The organism is Ruegeria sp. AF2 (assembly GCF_056542025.1).
Genome location: NZ_JBQFZC010000003.1, coordinates 415,519 through 432,165 on the forward strand (window position 1 = coordinate 415,519; position 16,647 = coordinate 432,165).

General features: G+C 52.2%; 14 protein-coding genes, 1 tRNA gene and 3 pseudogenes. 7 read left to right on the forward strand and 11 right to left on the reverse strand.

The annotated features are described in order from the left end of the window. Positions 1 to 73: 73 nt before the first annotated feature. Positions 74 to 1,471, reverse strand: a complete 1,398-nt coding sequence (locus ACR0NM_RS12785) for an FAD-linked oxidase C-terminal domain-containing protein (protein ID WP_170733023.1) — start codon at positions 1,469 to 1,471, stop codon at positions 74 to 76. Positions 1,472 to 1,498: 27 nt separating this feature from the next. Next, positions 1,499 to 2,485, reverse strand: a complete 987-nt coding sequence (locus ACR0NM_RS12790) for a 2-hydroxyacid dehydrogenase (protein WP_170392503.1) — start codon at positions 2,483 to 2,485, stop codon at positions 1,499 to 1,501. Positions 2,486 to 2,654: 169 nt separating this feature from the next. Here ACR0NM_RS12790 and ACR0NM_RS12795 point away from each other — a divergent pair, with 169 nt between their 5' ends. Continuing rightward, positions 2,655 to 3,143 carry an SH3 domain-containing protein gene (locus ACR0NM_RS12795; RefSeq protein ID WP_480615131.1) on the forward strand — a complete coding sequence of 163 codons (489 nt, stop codon included), beginning with the start codon at positions 2,655 to 2,657 and terminating at the stop codon, positions 3,141 to 3,143. Between the two features lie 27 nt (positions 3,144 to 3,170). Here the strand turns inward: ACR0NM_RS12795 and ACR0NM_RS12800 are convergent, their stop codons facing one another. Continuing rightward, positions 3,171 to 3,680, reverse strand: coding sequence for a ferritin (locus tag ACR0NM_RS12800; RefSeq protein ID WP_170401952.1), 510 nt, complete (start codon positions 3,678 to 3,680; stop codon positions 3,171 to 3,173). Positions 3,681 to 4,050: 370 nt separating this feature from the next. Here ACR0NM_RS12800 and ACR0NM_RS12805 point away from each other — a divergent pair. Further along, positions 4,051 to 4,125: transfer RNA gene (locus tag ACR0NM_RS12805), tRNA-Gln, on the forward strand. Between the two features lie 216 nt (positions 4,126 to 4,341). Here ACR0NM_RS12805 and ACR0NM_RS12810 read toward each other — a convergent pair. From ACR0NM_RS12810 to ACR0NM_RS12820, 3 genes are all read right to left on the reverse strand, one after another. Then, positions 4,342 to 4,617 (reverse strand): hypothetical protein, encoded by a 276-nt coding sequence (locus ACR0NM_RS12810; RefSeq protein ID WP_170564260.1) that lies wholly within the window; start codon positions 4,615 to 4,617, stop codon positions 4,342 to 4,344. Positions 4,618 to 4,647: 30 nt separating this feature from the next. Further along, the gene (locus ACR0NM_RS12815) at positions 4,648 to 4,791 is read right to left on the reverse strand and encodes a hypothetical protein (protein ID WP_480615029.1); all 144 of its coding nucleotides are present in this window, start codon (positions 4,789 to 4,791) and stop codon (positions 4,648 to 4,650) included. Positions 4,792 to 5,195: 404 nt separating this feature from the next. Continuing rightward, positions 5,196 to 6,530 (reverse strand): tetratricopeptide repeat protein, encoded by a 1,335-nt coding sequence (locus tag ACR0NM_RS12820; RefSeq protein WP_480615031.1) that lies wholly within the window; start codon positions 6,528 to 6,530, stop codon positions 5,196 to 5,198. Between the two features lie 99 nt (positions 6,531 to 6,629). On the opposite strand from ACR0NM_RS12820, the gene ACR0NM_RS12825 reads away from it, so the two are divergent. From ACR0NM_RS12825 to ACR0NM_RS12840, 4 genes are all read left to right on the forward strand, one after another. Then, positions 6,630 to 6,848 (forward strand): hypothetical protein, encoded by a 219-nt coding sequence (locus tag ACR0NM_RS12825; protein WP_170519419.1) that lies wholly within the window; start codon positions 6,630 to 6,632, stop codon positions 6,846 to 6,848. A 24-nt stretch (positions 6,849 to 6,872) separates the two neighbouring features. Further along, a complete protein-coding gene (gene gntH, locus ACR0NM_RS12830) occupies positions 6,873 to 8,339 on the forward strand; it encodes a guanitoxin biosynthesis MBL fold metallo-hydrolase GntH (protein ID WP_480615033.1) in 1,467 nt (488 codons plus the stop codon). A 14-nt stretch (positions 8,340 to 8,353) separates the two neighbouring features. Continuing rightward, positions 8,354 to 9,334 carry a CobW family GTP-binding protein gene (locus ACR0NM_RS12835; protein WP_170513653.1) on the forward strand — a complete coding sequence of 327 codons (981 nt, stop codon included), beginning with the start codon at positions 8,354 to 8,356 and terminating at the stop codon, positions 9,332 to 9,334. Positions 9,335 to 9,499: 165 nt separating this feature from the next. Beyond that, entirely contained in the window at positions 9,500 to 10,297 is a 798-nt protein-coding gene (locus tag ACR0NM_RS12840) for a transporter family protein (RefSeq protein ID WP_480615035.1), read from the forward strand. 1,069 nt (positions 10,298 to 11,366) lie between these two features. Here the strand turns inward: ACR0NM_RS12840 and ACR0NM_RS12845 are convergent. From ACR0NM_RS12845 to ACR0NM_RS12855, 3 genes and pseudogenes are all read right to left on the reverse strand, one after another. After that, entirely contained in the window at positions 11,367 to 11,627 is a 261-nt protein-coding gene (locus ACR0NM_RS12845) for an NAD-dependent epimerase/dehydratase family protein (protein WP_170564275.1), read from the reverse strand. After that, positions 11,624 to 13,342 (reverse strand): glycosyltransferase family protein, encoded by a 1,719-nt coding sequence (locus ACR0NM_RS12850; RefSeq protein WP_480615037.1) that lies wholly within the window; start codon positions 13,340 to 13,342, stop codon positions 11,624 to 11,626. The genes ACR0NM_RS12845 and ACR0NM_RS12850 overlap by 4 nt, the downstream gene beginning before the upstream one ends. A gap of 1,207 nt (positions 13,343 to 14,549) precedes the next feature. Further along, positions 14,550 to 15,194: pseudogene (locus ACR0NM_RS12855) on the reverse strand (cephalosporin hydroxylase family protein); the annotation flags it as partial. Positions 15,195 to 15,375: 181 nt separating this feature from the next. Between ACR0NM_RS12855 and ACR0NM_RS12860 the strand changes: the two are divergent. Further along, positions 15,376 to 15,662 (forward strand): annotated as a pseudogene (locus ACR0NM_RS12860) (transposase); the annotation flags it as partial. Positions 15,663 to 15,690: 28 nt separating this feature from the next. Here the strand turns inward: ACR0NM_RS12860 and ACR0NM_RS12865 are convergent. Beyond that, a pseudogene (locus tag ACR0NM_RS12865) lies at positions 15,691 to 16,000 on the reverse strand (transposase); the annotation flags it as partial. A 169-nt stretch (positions 16,001 to 16,169) separates the two neighbouring features. Then, positions 16,170 to 16,622, reverse strand: a complete 453-nt coding sequence (locus ACR0NM_RS12870; RefSeq protein ID WP_170402067.1) for an SRPBCC family protein — start codon at positions 16,620 to 16,622, stop codon at positions 16,170 to 16,172. Positions 16,623 to 16,647: the final 25 nt, after the last annotated feature.

A 16,647-nucleotide genomic window follows, 5' to 3' on the forward strand; every position in this document is an offset into this window, starting at 1 on the left:
ATCAAATACTGCTCTTTCCCAGATCATTCACCTAAAATTGAGGCGCTGTTATGGCCGAACCCAACAATCGCGGTCAGAGTACCTTGCCCGGATTCATGATGTTATCGGGATCCAGCGCTGCTTTGATCGCCGCCATATAATTTGTCGCCGCACCAAGTTCTTTCACCAGATAGGGGCGTTTACCCTGCCCGATTCCGTGTTCTCCGGTACAGGTGCCCTCCATCGCAATTGCAAGATCATTTAGCCAACCGACGAATTCCTCTGCACTTGCGACCTCTTTTGCGTCATCCATGTCGATTAACAGAAGTGTATGGAAGTTACCGTCACCAACATGACCCACGATCGGGGCCAGCAAACCCAATTCAGCGGCCTTATCCTGTGCGGCGGTCACACATTCAGCCAAACGCGAGATCGGAACACATACATCCGTAGAAATGCCCCGCGCGCCTGGGCGCAGTTGTAAGCTGGCCCAATACATATCGTGCCGGGCCTGCCACAGCTTGTTGCGCTCTTCGGTTGTCGTAGTGGTGGTGATATCGCTGCCACCAAATTCTTCCGCGATTTGGCCAAAGGTCTCTGCCTGTTCCGCTGCACCGCTGTCCGAACCGTGAAATTCCAGCAGCAGCAGTGGCGTTTCTGGCAAATCCAGTCCCGAATAAGCGTTTGCCGCTTTGACCGACATCTGGTCCAGCAATTCGATCCGCGCAACCGGGATACCATACTGAATAGTCATCATCACAGCCTGACAGGCTGCATCCACCGATGGAAACGAACAGCGAGCTGAACTGATGGCCTCGGGGATACCCTGCAATCGCAATGTGATTTCGGTGATTATTCCCAGCGTGCCCTCGGCACCGATTAGCAAGCGGGTCAGATCAAAACCCGCCGAAGATTTGCGCGCACGATGCCCCGTGCGGATCACTTGCCCGTCCGGCATCACGGCCTCAAGACTAAGCACATTGTCTTTCATTGTCCCATAACGCACAGCATTGGTGCCAGACGCGCGTGTCGCGGCCATGCCACCTAGCGACGCATTCGCGCCCGGATCAATCGGGAAGAACAACCCCTGATCCCGCAGATGGGTGTTCAATTCGGCTCGGGTGACACCCGGTTGGACAACGCAATCTAGATCACCGACATTGACCGCCAATATCTTGTTCATCTGACTCAGATCGACGGATATGCCACCAGCAGGAGCGTTTACATGACCTTCGAGCGAAGTGCCTGTTCCGAACGGGATGACTGGCACCTTGTGCTCGGCACAGGTCCTGACAATATCGGCCACTTCTTCGGTTGAATGCGGGAAAACCACCGCATCCGGACTCTGGTTCTCAATCCACGTTGTCGTGTGCCCGTGCTGCTCGCAGATCGCAGCACCAGATTGCAGCCGGTCTGCGAACCTCTGCTTCAAAATTCCCAGCGCCGTGTCGATCCCGGCCTCGTTTCGCGGCAAAGCAGTTGCCTGCACCATTGCGTTCCCCTTTTCTCAGGCCACAGCCTAAAGCATTGCAGGCACAACCTGATCTGGCGGGCGATGACCGTCTTCGAAGGTCTTGATGTTGATAATGACTTTCTCACCCATCTCGATCCGACCCTCAAGCGTCGCCGAGCCCATATGGGGCAGCAGCACCACATTCGGCAATTGCCGGAGGCGTGGGTTCACATCTGTGCCCTGTTCATAAACATCCAGACCAGCGCCTGCGATCTCACCGGCGCGGATCATGCGTGTCAGGGCGTTCTCATCGACGACTTCACCGCGTGATGTATTCACGATCACGGCCGTGGGTTTCATCAATTTCAAACGCCGCGCATTCATCAAATGAAAGGTCGAAGGGGTCGACGGGCAGTTGATCGAGATGACGTCCATCCGCGCCACCATCTGATCAAGACTATCCCAGTAGGTCGCCTCCAGTTCCTGTTCAATCTCGGGGCGCAACCGGCGGCGGTTGTGATAGTGAACCTGCATTCCAAACGCGCTGGCACGTCGCGCAACGGCCTGCCCTATCCGGCCCATCCCAAGAACACCCAAGCGGCGACCACCGACCCGGCCACCCAGCAAGGCCGTCGGGGCCCAACCGGCCCAATCGCCCTTTTGCATCACACCTAACCCCTCGGGGATACGTCGTGTAACCGCCAGGATCAGAGCCATAGTCATATCTGCAGTATCGTCAGTCAGTACTCCTGGTGTGTTCGAGACAAGGATCCCGCGCTGCCTCGCCGTCGCCACATCAATATTGTCGACACCGGCACCATAATTGGCGATCAGTCGCAATTTCTCACCAGCCTGCCCCAGGATACCGCCATCAATTGTATCGGTTATCGTCGGAACCAGCACATCTGCTGTGTTCACTGCCGCCACCAGCTCTTCGCGAGTCATGGGATCGTCGGTGTCACGCAGTTTTACATCGAAAAGTTCGCTTAGCCGTGTTTCCACCGCTTCGGGCAACCGTCGCGTAACGACAACACTCAGACGTTCTCTTGGCACCTTGACCCTCCTACCGCTTTGCAAACTGCCGCGCGCCATGGCATCGTGGCGCAGGATTACACGGGGCACAAGAACCCCTTGGGCATCGTCTCAACCTTTTTTGCATACGATCCACAGGCATAAGAGCAGACAGGCAGTGAGTGCTAGTTTTTCAGTGAACCGCCATTTTGTGGTGTTGATATCGGTTTTCCTGCTCGTGCTCGGCGCAGTGGCCGTGTCCGCGCAGGAAAAACGCGGTCCAGTGACGAATCTACCGCTTCCACGATATGTCTCGATGAAAGCCGCCGAGGGTAATGTCCGTCGCGGCCCTTCGCTGACTCACCGAATCGATTGGGTGTTCAAACGCCGTGGCATGCCGCTGCAGATCACGGCCGAATATGGAAACTGGCGCAAGGTTCAGGATCGAGACGGTGCCGGGGGTTGGGTGCATTACGCGCTGCTTTCAGGTGTGCGGACAGTCCTTATCGAAGCCGACTTGCTGCCGGTTTACGCGATGCCTGATCCCAAATCGCAGGTGAACGCGCAATTTGAAGACGGCGTCGTCGCCCGGCTTGAAAAATGTTCACCCGATTGGTGCCGCATATCGGCAGGCGGCTATCGCGGCTGGACCCTGAAAAGCAATCTTTGGGGGGTCGACCCCACCGAGATTCGGGAATGACACGCGTGCGCGACAGCGCCGACTGAGCTACTCCGCGCCTGCAGCGCTGCCGCGTTTGGCCAGTTCCTGATCCAACAAAAGCAGGTTCCATCGGTCCCCGCTGGCCGCCTTGGCCTTATCCAGGATCGATGTGAACAGGTCTTCTTCCTCTATCTGTTCGGCCAGGAACCAGTTCAGCATATTCTGTGTGCTGTATTCTTTGACCTCATGCGCCAGCTCAAACAACGCGTTGATCTGGCCCGTCACGGTTTGCTCCTGCGCCAGCGCCTGCTCCAGTACATCAACGGGTGATTCATAGTCCGTTTGCGGTTTTGCGATGCCGTCAAGATTTACCCTCCCACCCCTCTTGGCGATAAAGTCGAATATACGCATTGCATGGGTTTCCTCTTCGGCAGAATGCCCCCGAAACCAACTGGCGAATCCTGGCAGATCCTGCGCCTCAAAATAAGCCGACATCGCCAAGTAGGTGTACGAAGCGTGGAGCTCATTGTTGATCTGCTTATTCAATGCTTCTGCAACTTGCGGGTTCAATTTCATTGCTCGCTCCTTTTTTGTGGTGGTTAGCGGACCTTATCTAGCTAGGTCCGAAGCCAAAGACATTCAACTGATAAAGGTAATTTTTATCGCTATTAATCAATAATTTAATCCAATTCTTGCGCTATTGAAACGCAGTCGCAGGAACGAGCGTTGTGGCGCATCGCGGATTGTATCTCGAGACCGCAGAACCAAGGATTGCCAGTTGGATTTTCGTCTTAGAGATCTAGCTTCGCCTCAAACAATCGCCTGACCCATATTCGACAATCCCGACGATCCAACCGCGATCAAACTAAATTGCATATCCACATCAAAATTGTCCAAAAAAGCCCTTGAACCCTGAAAGCAACAGTCGTAGATAGCCGCTCACCGTTGGGGTGTAGCCAAGTGGTAAGGCAGCGGTTTTTGGTACCGTGTATCGTAGGTTCGAATCCTACCACCCCAGCCATGATTTTCTCGGAAATCACATACCGAGAATTTGCACGCCGATTATAGCGTGTTTTCAGCGACTTAAGATCCAGCAACTTCAACTGAGACCCGAGCGTGTGCGCAACAGTAGTCGATTTCCGACCACAGTCCCAGGTCGCGATTCCGACGGTAAGAGTTTGGTGTGTTTCGGAGAGGCGGCAGATAAGAGGGCAGAGAAGCGTTTGTGTTGATATGATCAGATCACCGGGAATCCCGACTTGATCAGGTAGTCCATTGTCAGGCCATCAGTTTGTTCGCCTGAATCGATGGCATCCAGAGCATCAGGCACCAGCATGGCCAGATCGACCACATCCTGTACCCGGCGTTTGGAGGTGCCTTCTTCTTGAACGATTTCTGAGAAAGCTCTGCCATCATTGATCATCGCCAACCACTGGCGCGCCTTCACAATCCGGTAGACTGTGCTTTTGTCAGATCCTGATCGCTCAACAGTATGTCCTGACTTGCGCATCATCGAAATCGCTGCGCGTGCTGAATGCGGTTGTCAGCGAAAGGCGTTCCGCATCTGCGCAATCGTGGCACCTGCCTTGCGGCACAGCTGTTTCTGTAATTGTTGCTGACGCGTCAGTTTGTTTCGCGCGGATTTGGCAGGCGATTTATTGATTTCTGTATCTGATGAAGTTGTCATTTATGTCTCCACTCTAAGGACACAGGCTGATCCTGCGTCCTGCACTGAGCTGAGCCCGGCTGTTCCGGGCAAATATTGGCGATTTCAGTACCGCTTTCTTACGGACCAAAGTCCAGACAATTTCGGCAGAAAGAGCCACTACCGCCATTAGTCACATTATGAGTTCTAGCTGATGCAGCAAATTGGCCGCCAAACTGCCGTTCGCTGCATTAGCAGCACTGCGCCTCATGAGCGGCGGCTATGCGCGGCAGGCAGACTCTGCAAGTCTGCAATGTCCACCCTCAATCCACAAACGGCGTAGTCCGGTTCAATCGCCGATTTTATCGGCATCTTACCCTTTCGAAGCGGAACTATTTGAATAGATTTTGACGCTCTTTTCGAGGCAATAGTCGCGATACGTTTCGTCAGTATCTGCTCAGTGCCTCTAGTATTATGTTCCGCGTATTGATGTCGTTGTGGAAAATCCTGTCGGCGAGAAACTCGGACGGAAACTCAGGCCATGTCCTGCGCATTTCAGCAACGAGCCGTCGTGCTTCTTCTGAATTTCCTAACTGATCGTGCGCAACGGCTTGGAACAAGAGCGAAGGAGCACTGACTGGCGCTCCAGCAGCTGGCGCTCCCTGAAAGGCTTCAACAACATTTTCGTAGTTCCCGAGCATAAGTTGCGAGACGCCCCAGATGTTTCTCGCACCAAACCTACCGGATCCTGATTTGGGTCTATCCGGGTTGCTAACCTCGGCAGAAAATTCCGGGGCGTTAGCCAAGATGGCGGTGATACCTGCAAGGTCGAGAATATGGCCATCATTCGGCGCCAGTTCGACCGACATCCTTGCGTATTTCAATGCCTCGTTTGGCTGGTCTTTGACAGCCAGCACCCAACCATTTGCGCTGTTTGCCCACGCGCCGGCCGGGGACAATTGAAGCGCTTTTTCAGACATTTCTGAAGCTTGATTGGAGAAATCATCCCTTTGTGATTCATCTGGCGACAACACCGCCAAGATCGCCAGGACCTGCGCTGAGCCGGCATAGCCGTCGGACAGAGCCGGGTCGAGTTCCATCGCGTGCTGGAACATTCCCAGTGCTATCTGCTGACGTTTGACATCAAAAACGGGAAAAAACATGCCTCGTGCTTGGTCTGCAATGTTGGCCGCCTGGAGTCTCGTCAATGATTGTTCACCAAGCGCCACACGTTCTGCTTTCTCGATGGATCGAGTTGTCGGCACAACCTCCCTGTTATCCTGGCTCATCCAGATGCCAAGCACAGCGACTAATGCAACAACAACTAGTCCAGCAGGCAGCAGTTGCCGCGAACGCCAACGGCCAACTGGATTGTCGCTCTTCAGTTCACTTGATGTACGGTGTTCGATTGTAGATTCGTATGAAAACCGCGGCTTGTATCCGCCGGGATCAACAAAAATGCGAACCCCGTTGCCGTCCCAGTGATCTTCGTAGAACTGATGTAAAAGGCGACGCAGTCGCCTTGCCTCAACGCGAACTAGGTTTTGACCACCAGTACCATCTATGCGCCGCCCATAGACCTCAACAGCGATAGCTTTGCCTCTAATCTGAGCGCTTCGACCAGATAGAGTTTCCTCGACTATATAGGTGAGAAACTGCGTGAGTCGGGGTGAAGCTTGAAACCCGTCGCTTGATACAATTCGACTCAGAGCTTCCCGGATGAGTTCCGAAGAAGGTTGGCCAACTTGTTGATTTATTGGCAAATCGTTTGATTTGTTCAATGTCAACTCACCCCCAACTCACGGTGACTCACTTGGCCTTTGTGGTCAACCGCACTCATCTTGATTTGAGAATAAATAGTGGGCGTCGGGATTTTTCCAGTGACGGTGGACCTGATTGAAGAAATTCCGGAACTTTCCGATGTGCTCTCGAGGCGCATCGAAACGGATGCACTACTCGGCGAGGTCATCGAGGATCTGAAGAAAGCATCTGCGTTTTCGAAAGACGCATCGATCACGGCCTCAGAGCGCGCCGAATGGGCCCACATCAAATCTGAACTCATCAACGAGCTTCGCCGGATGTTGAAGCGCAACCTGTGAGATACTCTAACTGAGGACCAATCCATGACCAAGGAAGACAATAGAAAAGACCAGGACGACAAACAGGTTCAGGCGTCAGATCAAATTGAAGACCCGTCGCGGCGGAGTGTTCTAAAGGGCTTGGCCACTGGAGCGGCTGCCACAGGGGCAGCTGGGTTTGCGGCAGGAAGCGCCGAGGCCCACGAAGGTGACGGCCCTCTAGGAGAAACACTCAAAAACCCATATGGTGGTCGACCAGCAGGTGGCATATCATTGCCGGAGTACTTCCGTCCGACGAAGTACATGACGGGTTCAAATGCGAACTATTTTCCGCTTAGTGAGGAGTTGGGGCCAGATGAGATGCGTATCTCATTCTGTGGCTCAACACCATATCCGCCGCGCGAAGATCAAGCGGGCACCTGTATTATGGTCGAGCTGGGTAACGGAAAAAGGTTCTTCTTCGATTTTGGATCCGGTTGTGTACGCAACATCATTGCGATGCAAGTGCCTGGGCAGTTGATCAACGACATCTTCATCTCTCACCTGCATGTCGACCACTATGCCGACATTCCGTATATTTACCCCTTCCGTGCCTGGTCGGGTGGCTACACGCCACTACGCATCCATGGGCCGTCAGGTCGAACGCCCGAGCTTGGTACAGCCGGTATGGTCAAAGGCATGCAACAGATGCTCAAATGGCATCTGGAGGCCTTTGATGTTTTCCCGATTGGGGACGGCTACGAGATCGAAGTCAATGAATTCGATTTCCGCCAGGAAGGTGGTATTGTTTATGACGAAGACGGTGTGACTGTTCGGTCTTGGCCGCGAAGTCATGCCAAGGACGGTGCGGTTGGTTATCGGCTCGATTGGAATGGTCTGAGCTTTGTTTGGACCGGCGATGGTCGCCCAGATGAGCTTTCACGAAAATACGGCGAAGGCGTTGATGTCTTTGTAACCGAAATGTCGGGGCAGGATATTGGTCAGTTGATGACCTACAAATACGGTATCCCACAAGATCTCTTTAACTACACTATCGATACGCATCACACCTCCCACTATGCCGTGGGTAAGCTCTTTGCTGACACAAGGCCGCGTTTGGGAATGGTGACACACTATACCCAGGATGAAGACATCGACGCTGAAATGCTGGCTGGTATTCGCGCCCACTATGACGGTCTGTTCCAATGGGGCCTCGATGTAGCCGTTGTGAACGTGACCAAGGATGCAATCTGGTACAGGAAAGCTGCACTGCCCGGAAAATCCGGTACAGTGCCACCATTTCGTGAACTGGCTGCGGCGGCCGAGGCCGGGCGTATTGAGCTTCCGGATGAAATCACATTACCGAACCCAAGACTCACTCGCGCAGACCAGCAAGACCAGAAGTATCGAGATATGGAGATCGATCCACGCGAATACTACCCAACTGACGTTTTCCGAGCACCCGGCGGGGACTGGCCGCAAGACTTTACCATCAGAGTTTCGGATGTAATCGGCTCGCGTGATGAAGACTGAGAGGAGATCGAACAATGATTGAATTTGGTTCGACTTCTGCGATCCCTGTTACGATCCTTACCGGCTTTCTTGGAGCCGGTAAGACGACACTTTTGAACCGGATCCTTACCGGCAATCACGGATTGCGAGTGGCAGTTCTGGTGAATGACTTTGGATCAATAAACGTAGACGCCGACTTGGTGGTTGGCCTCGAAGATGATGTGATGAGCTTGGCTAATGGGTGCGTTTGCTGCTCGATACGAGATGATCTGATTGAAACGGTAGAAGCTGTTCTCGCTCGGCCTGAGAAACCAGAATACATCGTCCTTGAAGCAAGCGGAGTGTCGGATCCATCGTCAATCGCGATGACATTTACAGATCAAAAGTTTCGGGACATGATCCGCTTGGACAGCCTCATGTGTCTTGTCGACGCGGAACAACTATTTGCTGCACCAGAACAAATGGAACTAAAGCTCCGTCAAATTGCGTTTTCGGACATGGTTATTTTGAACAAGGTCGACCTCGTCGACAGGGCGGCTGTTCAAAGGGTGCACGATTGGCTCGGATCTCGCTTCCGTCGATATCGCCTGGTCGAAGCTGTAAACGCAGACGTCCCACTCGACATACTTCTTTCTGTTGGTCGCTTTGCCGCCGAACAACTCGAAACGGAAATACCTGATCACCATGAACATGGACCAGATTGTGGTTGTCATCACTCTGATCACTCAGACAGCTTCTCAACAACTATGATGAAAGCTGAACGCCCGATAAGCCTATCCTCTCTCAGGAGTGCAATTCGGAAGCTTCCGGGTGACGTTTATCGTCTCAAGGGTTTTGTTTTCAGCGAGGAGGATCCAGATCATCGCATTCTTGTTCAGGTGGTTGGAAAACGTATGGACATCGCACGGGATGGTGCTTGGGGTGACCGCAAACCCGAAACAAGGCTTGTCGCAATAGGCGCACCGGGGGCGCTCTCCGAGGATGTGCTTTCGGACACGCTTATGGAGACAGTCTGAAAGCCAGTTTCGACCAAGTATTTTGGCTAAAAGTCAACCAGGTTGGATAAATTCATCCAGTTCGGCGGCGGCGGACTGTGAGTGCGCCATTGACGTCATTGCCAATCTGGCGATTTCAAGTGCAAGCCACCCATGAGAAAACGGCCAACTGAAAGGAGACCGCCTATGAAACTAAGGTTGCTACGCTGCTCCATACTTGCCGGGGTTGGTGTCCTTTCTGGTACTGCGTGGGCAGAGTCCCAGGAAGAAGAACTAGCAAAGCAACTTGCTAACCCAGTGGCTGCTCTCATTAGTGTGCCATTCCAGCTGAATTATGATCAGAATTTGGGTGCCGACCGAAATGGTTCGCGTTGGATATTGAACGTACAACCGGTTATTCCCTTTGATCTTACGGACGATTGGAACCTCATATCCCGAACAATTCTCCCAATCGCCTCCATAGATGGTGGCATACCGGGTTCTGGATCCGAGACTGGGCTAGGAGATACTGTTCAAAGCTTATTTCTTTCGCCCAAAAAACCAAGTGCGGGCGGTTGGATCTGGGGGGCTGGACCCGTTTTTCTGCTGCCAACGTCGACAGATAACAGCTTAGGTCTCGGAGAGTGGGGTGCTGGAGTTACCGGCGTGGCACTCAAACAACAGGGTCCCTGGACATATGGTGGCCTGACAAATCACATTTGGGACATTGATGGTGACACCGACATCAACCAGACGTTCTTACAGCCATTTATTTCCTACACAAATTCGAACGCGTGGACGTTCACTATAAACACTGAGTCCACCTACGATTGGGAAAACGATCAATGGTCTGTGCCAATCAACGGTGTTGTCACCAAAGTTACCCAACTCGGGGATCAACTTATTAGCGTAGGCGGGGGGATACGCTATTCGGCCGACGGCCCCGATAGTGGGCCCGATGGTTGGGGCGCGAGACTTGTAGCTACCTTGCTGTTTCCCAAATAGTTGAACCTTTCCTCAGAGAATATCGCTTACCGGATGCAGGCATTGCGCGGATGAAAGCGAACGGCAGATTGTCCGCATCTTGAAAGTCATCATGCCTGGATTTGAATGTCCGCTTTGGGCTGCAGACCTGTCTAATGCGTCCGCAGCGCTGAACCGTTGTAGCAATGGCCGATAAGGGCACTCTCCCGCCGTTCTCTGCGGTGGGCATCGATTTGAAGTATAAGCCCTCACCTGCCTTTGATTCCACCTCTGCCATTCGTTCATGCAGCATGCCACAACCGCGCATTCCTGACATTCCAAATCCAGTGTTAGGTGGCAGGTGAGCGGACCAAAGCTGCCGTTCAGCTCGAATCAGCGGGCCCACGAATTTGGCTCCGAGCCGACATCCATAAATGACCTCAAATGCGGCGAACGTAGCCCATTTTGCTGTTATGCATTGCGATGGTGGAAATGCTTCTTCTACGAGCGACTGTAAAGCGAACGAACTGCCGTGAATTTCGCGCAGGAACTCATTTCACCCGTAGGATTTGGTGAAACGGCTCTATCTGCTTTTGATTGGTTTAAGCCGTTGAATTCGAAGACCCATACGGTTGCGCATGGTCTTGATGGTGTGACGTTTATCCACATCGCATCAAATGAAGTCTGGACGCTGACTCTTTTCCCGACGATGAAGTACGAGTTGTCTACGCACGGTTCCAAAAACCTAGAAGATCACGGAAGTTGTATTCGGGACGGAGAGTAACTTACGTCACGTTTCAAAACAGATCGATGGTGCGCCCAATCCGATAGCATAGATTTAGCCGTAGCCTCCATTTCGGCTGCGGCCAATATAGTTCTTAAGCCATGCACCAAGTGATAATGCGCCTGCCGTACAGCTTTAGGCGGCCAACTTAACTCTTGTGGTTGGTTAGTAAGTCGGCCGCCACAAACCAACCGCGGAAAACCGACGCCACTCCAACGTCCGTTTCTGTACCTCGCTTGAGGATCGTGAAATCCATGGCTGTTTGTTTCTAGGGGGTAAGAAACAAAGCGAGAAGAACGCTACCGCTACTTTTTTTTCATACCATTTTCAAAAAGAACAAAATTTTTGACATTTTCCCAACGCAATCGGGAGGTCAATTACCAGGATGGTGTGGATGCCAGAATGTGGTTCTGCAATTACCTTTTCATCACCAATGCAAGCTTCAACAAAAACTGCCGATTCTGGTAGATTTTCACAGACACCCGTCATCAAGTTGTCAAGGATCACGACAGAATCGCCTTGGTCCAGAAACTCCCAGGCGATATGGCTGTCGACGTAGCCAGCGTCTCCGGTGATGAGAACAGTCACGAAGCAACCACGGATTGTCCAATGCGGTCAGGCCGACATACTGCTCGGACAAACCGTGGCAACTCAATTTCCGGCCTATCCATAGTCACATAATCGACGGCGTAATCTGCAGCGGCTTTAGAGCGTATTTCGTATTGATCGGATGCTTGAAGAATATATGCAGCTGCTTCGGCCGCAGTATTTACTCGTTCAAGATCCGGGAAGACTGACTCGGGAGCCCCAAAAGGTGCCATCATGGGCCAATTCCGTAGAACCGGTATAGCACCAGTAAGCATGCCTTCGACGAGACTCTCATGACTACCTTCTCTTTGGCTCGTAGATAAAACAAAGCCGATCGACCGGTACCAACTAGCAATGTCGTTTGTATACCCTTCAACTGAAACGCTATCTCCAAACTCAGAAAGTCTTTTCTTGAAATTGAGTTGATATTGCGCTTCAGAGTCCGATACATCGCTACCCCAAGGCTTTCCAACGAAACGAAGCCTCCAGGATGGATCATGCACCTGAAGTTCTTTGAGTATGTCGAGAGCGAATATTGGGTCCTTGTTTGCGGAAGCGTATTGCGTCATACCCAGGGTCTTTTTTGATAACGTCTCGCGCGTTATAAAGTTGAAATTCGACACATCTCTAATATTGGGAATGACATTTGTAACGGTGTCCAAAAGAGCCTTCTCACCCACCAGCGCAGTCAACACCTTACGAATTTGTGGCGCAATGAATACTAACCCATTGATCCTGCGAAAGTTCGCGATCAGAGGGTATGCCGTAAATGCTTCGTAGCTGTGTAAACGAACTATCAGCGGCTTTTCTTCCTGCAAATAGTGACTCATCCAGACAGCGCCCTCCGTCAGCCACTCACAAAAAACGATATCAGCCCAACCAACAAGGTCACTCGCTAACGGATTGCGGTCTGCCAGCGCTTCGCGGATAGCGGTCGCAGAGGGTCGCCCGGCGATGCTCTTTGTTTGGTACGAAATACCCAGTTTGCGATCCGTATTGGGAAACGCCTGCCTGATAATTCCAAAATCGAGGTAACGCACTTCAAATCCATCGTCCTCGAGTGCCTTCGCAGCCAGCGGAAAAAAGTTCCAGTTGTCAGAGACGACCAACACCTTTTTGCACTCGACGGGGGAACCACCATGCGCGCCGCCAACCTGCCCTGCCCTTATAAGGTCCTGCAATTCGATAGGGAAAGAAGCAACGGCGGGATCACCTTCCTGCACGGTTTGTATAAACCTCTGAAAAACTTCGGGAACCAGAAGAGGATGTCCACCCTTGTAAGGCACCCCGAACTTCAGTTCGTGCACCAACCACATATTGAATACACTTCGGCGAGAATTTGCCTCTTCGGCCACACCAAATTGGTCCAACAACTGAATGAACTTTTGGAAATGGCTACGATCCTCGAACGCATTACTCAACACGCCGATCACTGCAAAAGACAGTACCTTGCGGCGGCGGCGCGATTTCAAACGCGAAAGAGCGTCCAGCGACTGTTCGGCATCAAGTTGCAATGCCTTGACCACGGCCAGTGCTTCGAACGTTGCATCAGAACACAACCTGCGGGTCTCAAGTTTCCGTTCGACTTCGTGAACAAGGTCTATTTCCGCTTCTGCAACTAAGTCTGCCTTTCCTGCTCTCACGTCCGCGGCCTTTGCTTTAGCAAGAAGCTGCGCGCCATTCCTCAGCGCTGGATTACAATTCAACGCCTTCAAAATCGTCCCCGACGCTGAACGAAAGTTCTTCTTCTCGAGAGCGTGTTTTGCCGCAGAACGAAGTTTACGTGCTTCGACGTACTTTCTTGGGTGTGTCAGTCGAAAGATTATAGCATGCAATGATGAACTAAGGTGAAGACTGAAGGGCAATTCGAACCACCGATCTGGATTGTATCAATAGATACGCAGAACTATTCTAGGAAAGCGCATCAGTGCAACCGGCGATCCCCTTTATTCAACTGCTATGCCGCATAGTTGCCATACCATTCTAACGCAGCGTTGTTGAACTCAGAACTTCAATCGTATCAGAGGCACACGTTCAAGACGCAATCGTTTCCAACCAGTACAAGCCCCGGCACATGACGTTGCTATACAACGACTTGGACACACAATTTAAACCACCGGCTTTTAACTTGAGACAAATCTGGCAGCCCCAAAGTGGTTCCAGCATTCTTCTGGTGAGAAGAGAGCGCAGATCTCTGAGAAGGCGTCGAACATTTCAGTGAATGTCCTTGCTCCAACGCGATCTGGCTTGGCCGAGACAGCTGGCGGGTGGCGGGTAGACCAGTCGTAGCGTTGTCCCCTTGTCCGTGTGTAGCGTCGCTCGGTGGCCACCAGCGTCTTCTATTGTACTTAAAGCCAAACTTGCTCGGAAACCTGTCATCGCATTAGGGTGTGATTGCACACCGGTCGTATATGCCAGTACATTGGCTAGTTCAGGCATGGTTGTGTCTTCGTCTTGCTCAATCCGTTCGATAAGAAATGAGCGATGGGGATCAAGAATGCTTTCACTGCAAGGTCGAACCTGCGGCGCGGCCTTCAATCGTCCAGTTCGTCGGACCGTAAACCTTGTGCGTGCGCCGGTTGCAGGCGAAAGTTACAACCATAACGCCGTCGCGCTCCCGCATAACCATTCTTCAATCAACTTTCGAAGCCGCGACCGAAACGCATCTGGCAATGGTGCTGTTATGATACATCCTGTCATAAACGATGCATTACAATTCAGTTCTCATGGGAATCCCGGCGCTTCAGTTTTTCGATAGGACGCTCTAGCGATGTTATTCCACGCAACAAAGCCTTAAGTGCACCGATCTTGTTCACGGTGTCGCAACAACGGGAACAAATTGAACGGCGTCTATCCAACAAAAAGGAAGCTAAGTGCATGGCCCTGCTGATCGCGACTACACAAAAGTCTTCACCGTCAAATCTAATCCCTACGCAAAAATCCATCAGGTGCAACGGTCACCTGCAGTTTAGTCGCCATATCGCGATCAATGGTGAAATCGGGATTGTCCTTTAACCAGCTGTGCAGAGCCGTTTTGGGGTTGTTCCCAACATCCCAAGGGCGGTCTTCGAAGAATCCCTGCGGCATGTTTTCTACAAAGCTATCAAGAACCAGGCAATAGCAACCTGAGGCAACCAAAGGCCCATATGCCTCTAGTTCGGCGACAACATGGTCGTGGGTATGCATCGAATCGAGACAAACCATGACTCTTTTTGCGTCGCCCACAGCATCCTTGGCACGCGCGATAGTGTCTGGCGCAGTCGAGGATCCCTCGATCATAGTGATCCGGGAGGCCATCGGATGGCGTTCCATCGCGACTTTGTTGTGTGCACGAATATCGATGTCAATGCCGACGACGCGTCGCCTCGGATTAGCCGGATCAAGCAAATCTCCGCTTTCCACAGCGTCAGCATAGTCGAGCATGGCCAGCAATGATGCGGACAAAATCAAAGAGCCACCATGGGCGATGCCCGTCTCAAGAATGACATCGGATTTTGTCTCCCATACTATCTCTTGCAAGGCGACTATATCCTGCGGATATTGGATAATTGGCCGCCCCATCCAATCGAAATTGTAAACCTAACGCCGCTGCATGCTTTCGCGCCGCCAATCCTGGGACAAATGCTGAAAACTTGCATCATTTCGAAAGTCCAGAAGAGATGTGAGCCTCCCCAACTGAACTGGTCCACCGATATGTTTAGGAAACGGATGAATGAGAATGGCAAACTAGCGACCGAAGCTAGAAGAGATTGTCTCGTGGTTGCGGCAGGTTGAAGTTCTTATGGGGCAAGGCATGTCCCGTCTTGATGCGATCAGACTGATCGGGGTTGTTGAACAAACCTATTACTGCTGGAGAAAGAAGTACGGTGGAATGGGCGTAGATCAGTTGAAGGAACTGAAACGGCGTTAGAAAGAGACCGAGCGGCTGAAACACGCGGTTTCAGATTTGACTTTGGACAAATTGTTCCTGACGGAAGCCTCAAAGGGAAACTTTTGAGCCCCGCTCGTCGTCGTCCCCATCCGCGATCACGCTTTCTTTGAGCAGGCGCAATTCCAAGGCCTATTCAGCAAAAACTTCCTTTAGATCACGGGTTTCCCGTCTCAGATCCTTTACTTGGGTGGAAGTCGCCGCGCGGGCCGTATCACCTGCCACGCGTTTCTTGCCGGATTCCAGGAATTCCTTGGACCAGCTGTAGTAAAGGCTCTGTGCAATGCTTTCACAGCGGCAAAACTCGGCATGCTATCCTCACCCTTCCGGTCATCCGGAACGGCCTGATCTTTTCCTCTGCGGAATACTGTTTGCGGGTCGCACGGCGAATGTCCTTTACGACCTTCTCACCGTGGCTCTGCTTGGTTCCGGGTTGCTTTCTCATCTCCACTCCTTGGCGGTTACGATGAGCCAGAAACCCTCTCTTATCAAATCGACTTAAACTGTCCCATTGGCGATGACGTCAGGCAGTTGCGCAGGCGGTACAAGTTACCTTTCTGGTCGTTCGCGGGTGGAGCAAGCTTACAGAACCGATTCATCCCCACCCATTAAGATTAAATCATCGCGCCTTCATTCACTACATCAGCGAAGGACTTGAAGAATTTTCCTGCGAGCTTCTTGGCTGTGCTCTGGATCAAACGACTGCCGAGCTGAGCCAGTTTTCCGCCAATCTCGGCCTTTGCTTCATAGCGCAGGATCGTCGTGTCGCCGTCTGCACTCAGCGTCACATCTGCGCCACCCTTTGCATGACCAGCGGTACCACCATTGCCCTGACCAGACAGCGAGAATGCATCAGGGGCGCCGGTCTGGTCCAGGGTGACATTGCCTCCGAACCGCGCCTTGACGGGCCCTACTTTAAGCAAGACCTTGGCCTCCAGTTCAGTATCAGAATGCTTGATTAGTTCTTCACAACCCGGGATGCATTGTTTCAACACCTCGGGATCATTCAGTGCCGCATAGACGCGATCTTTCGGGGCGTTGATGATGATTTCGTCCTTCAGTTCCATAGTCTTGTCCTTCTTAGCAACAGGG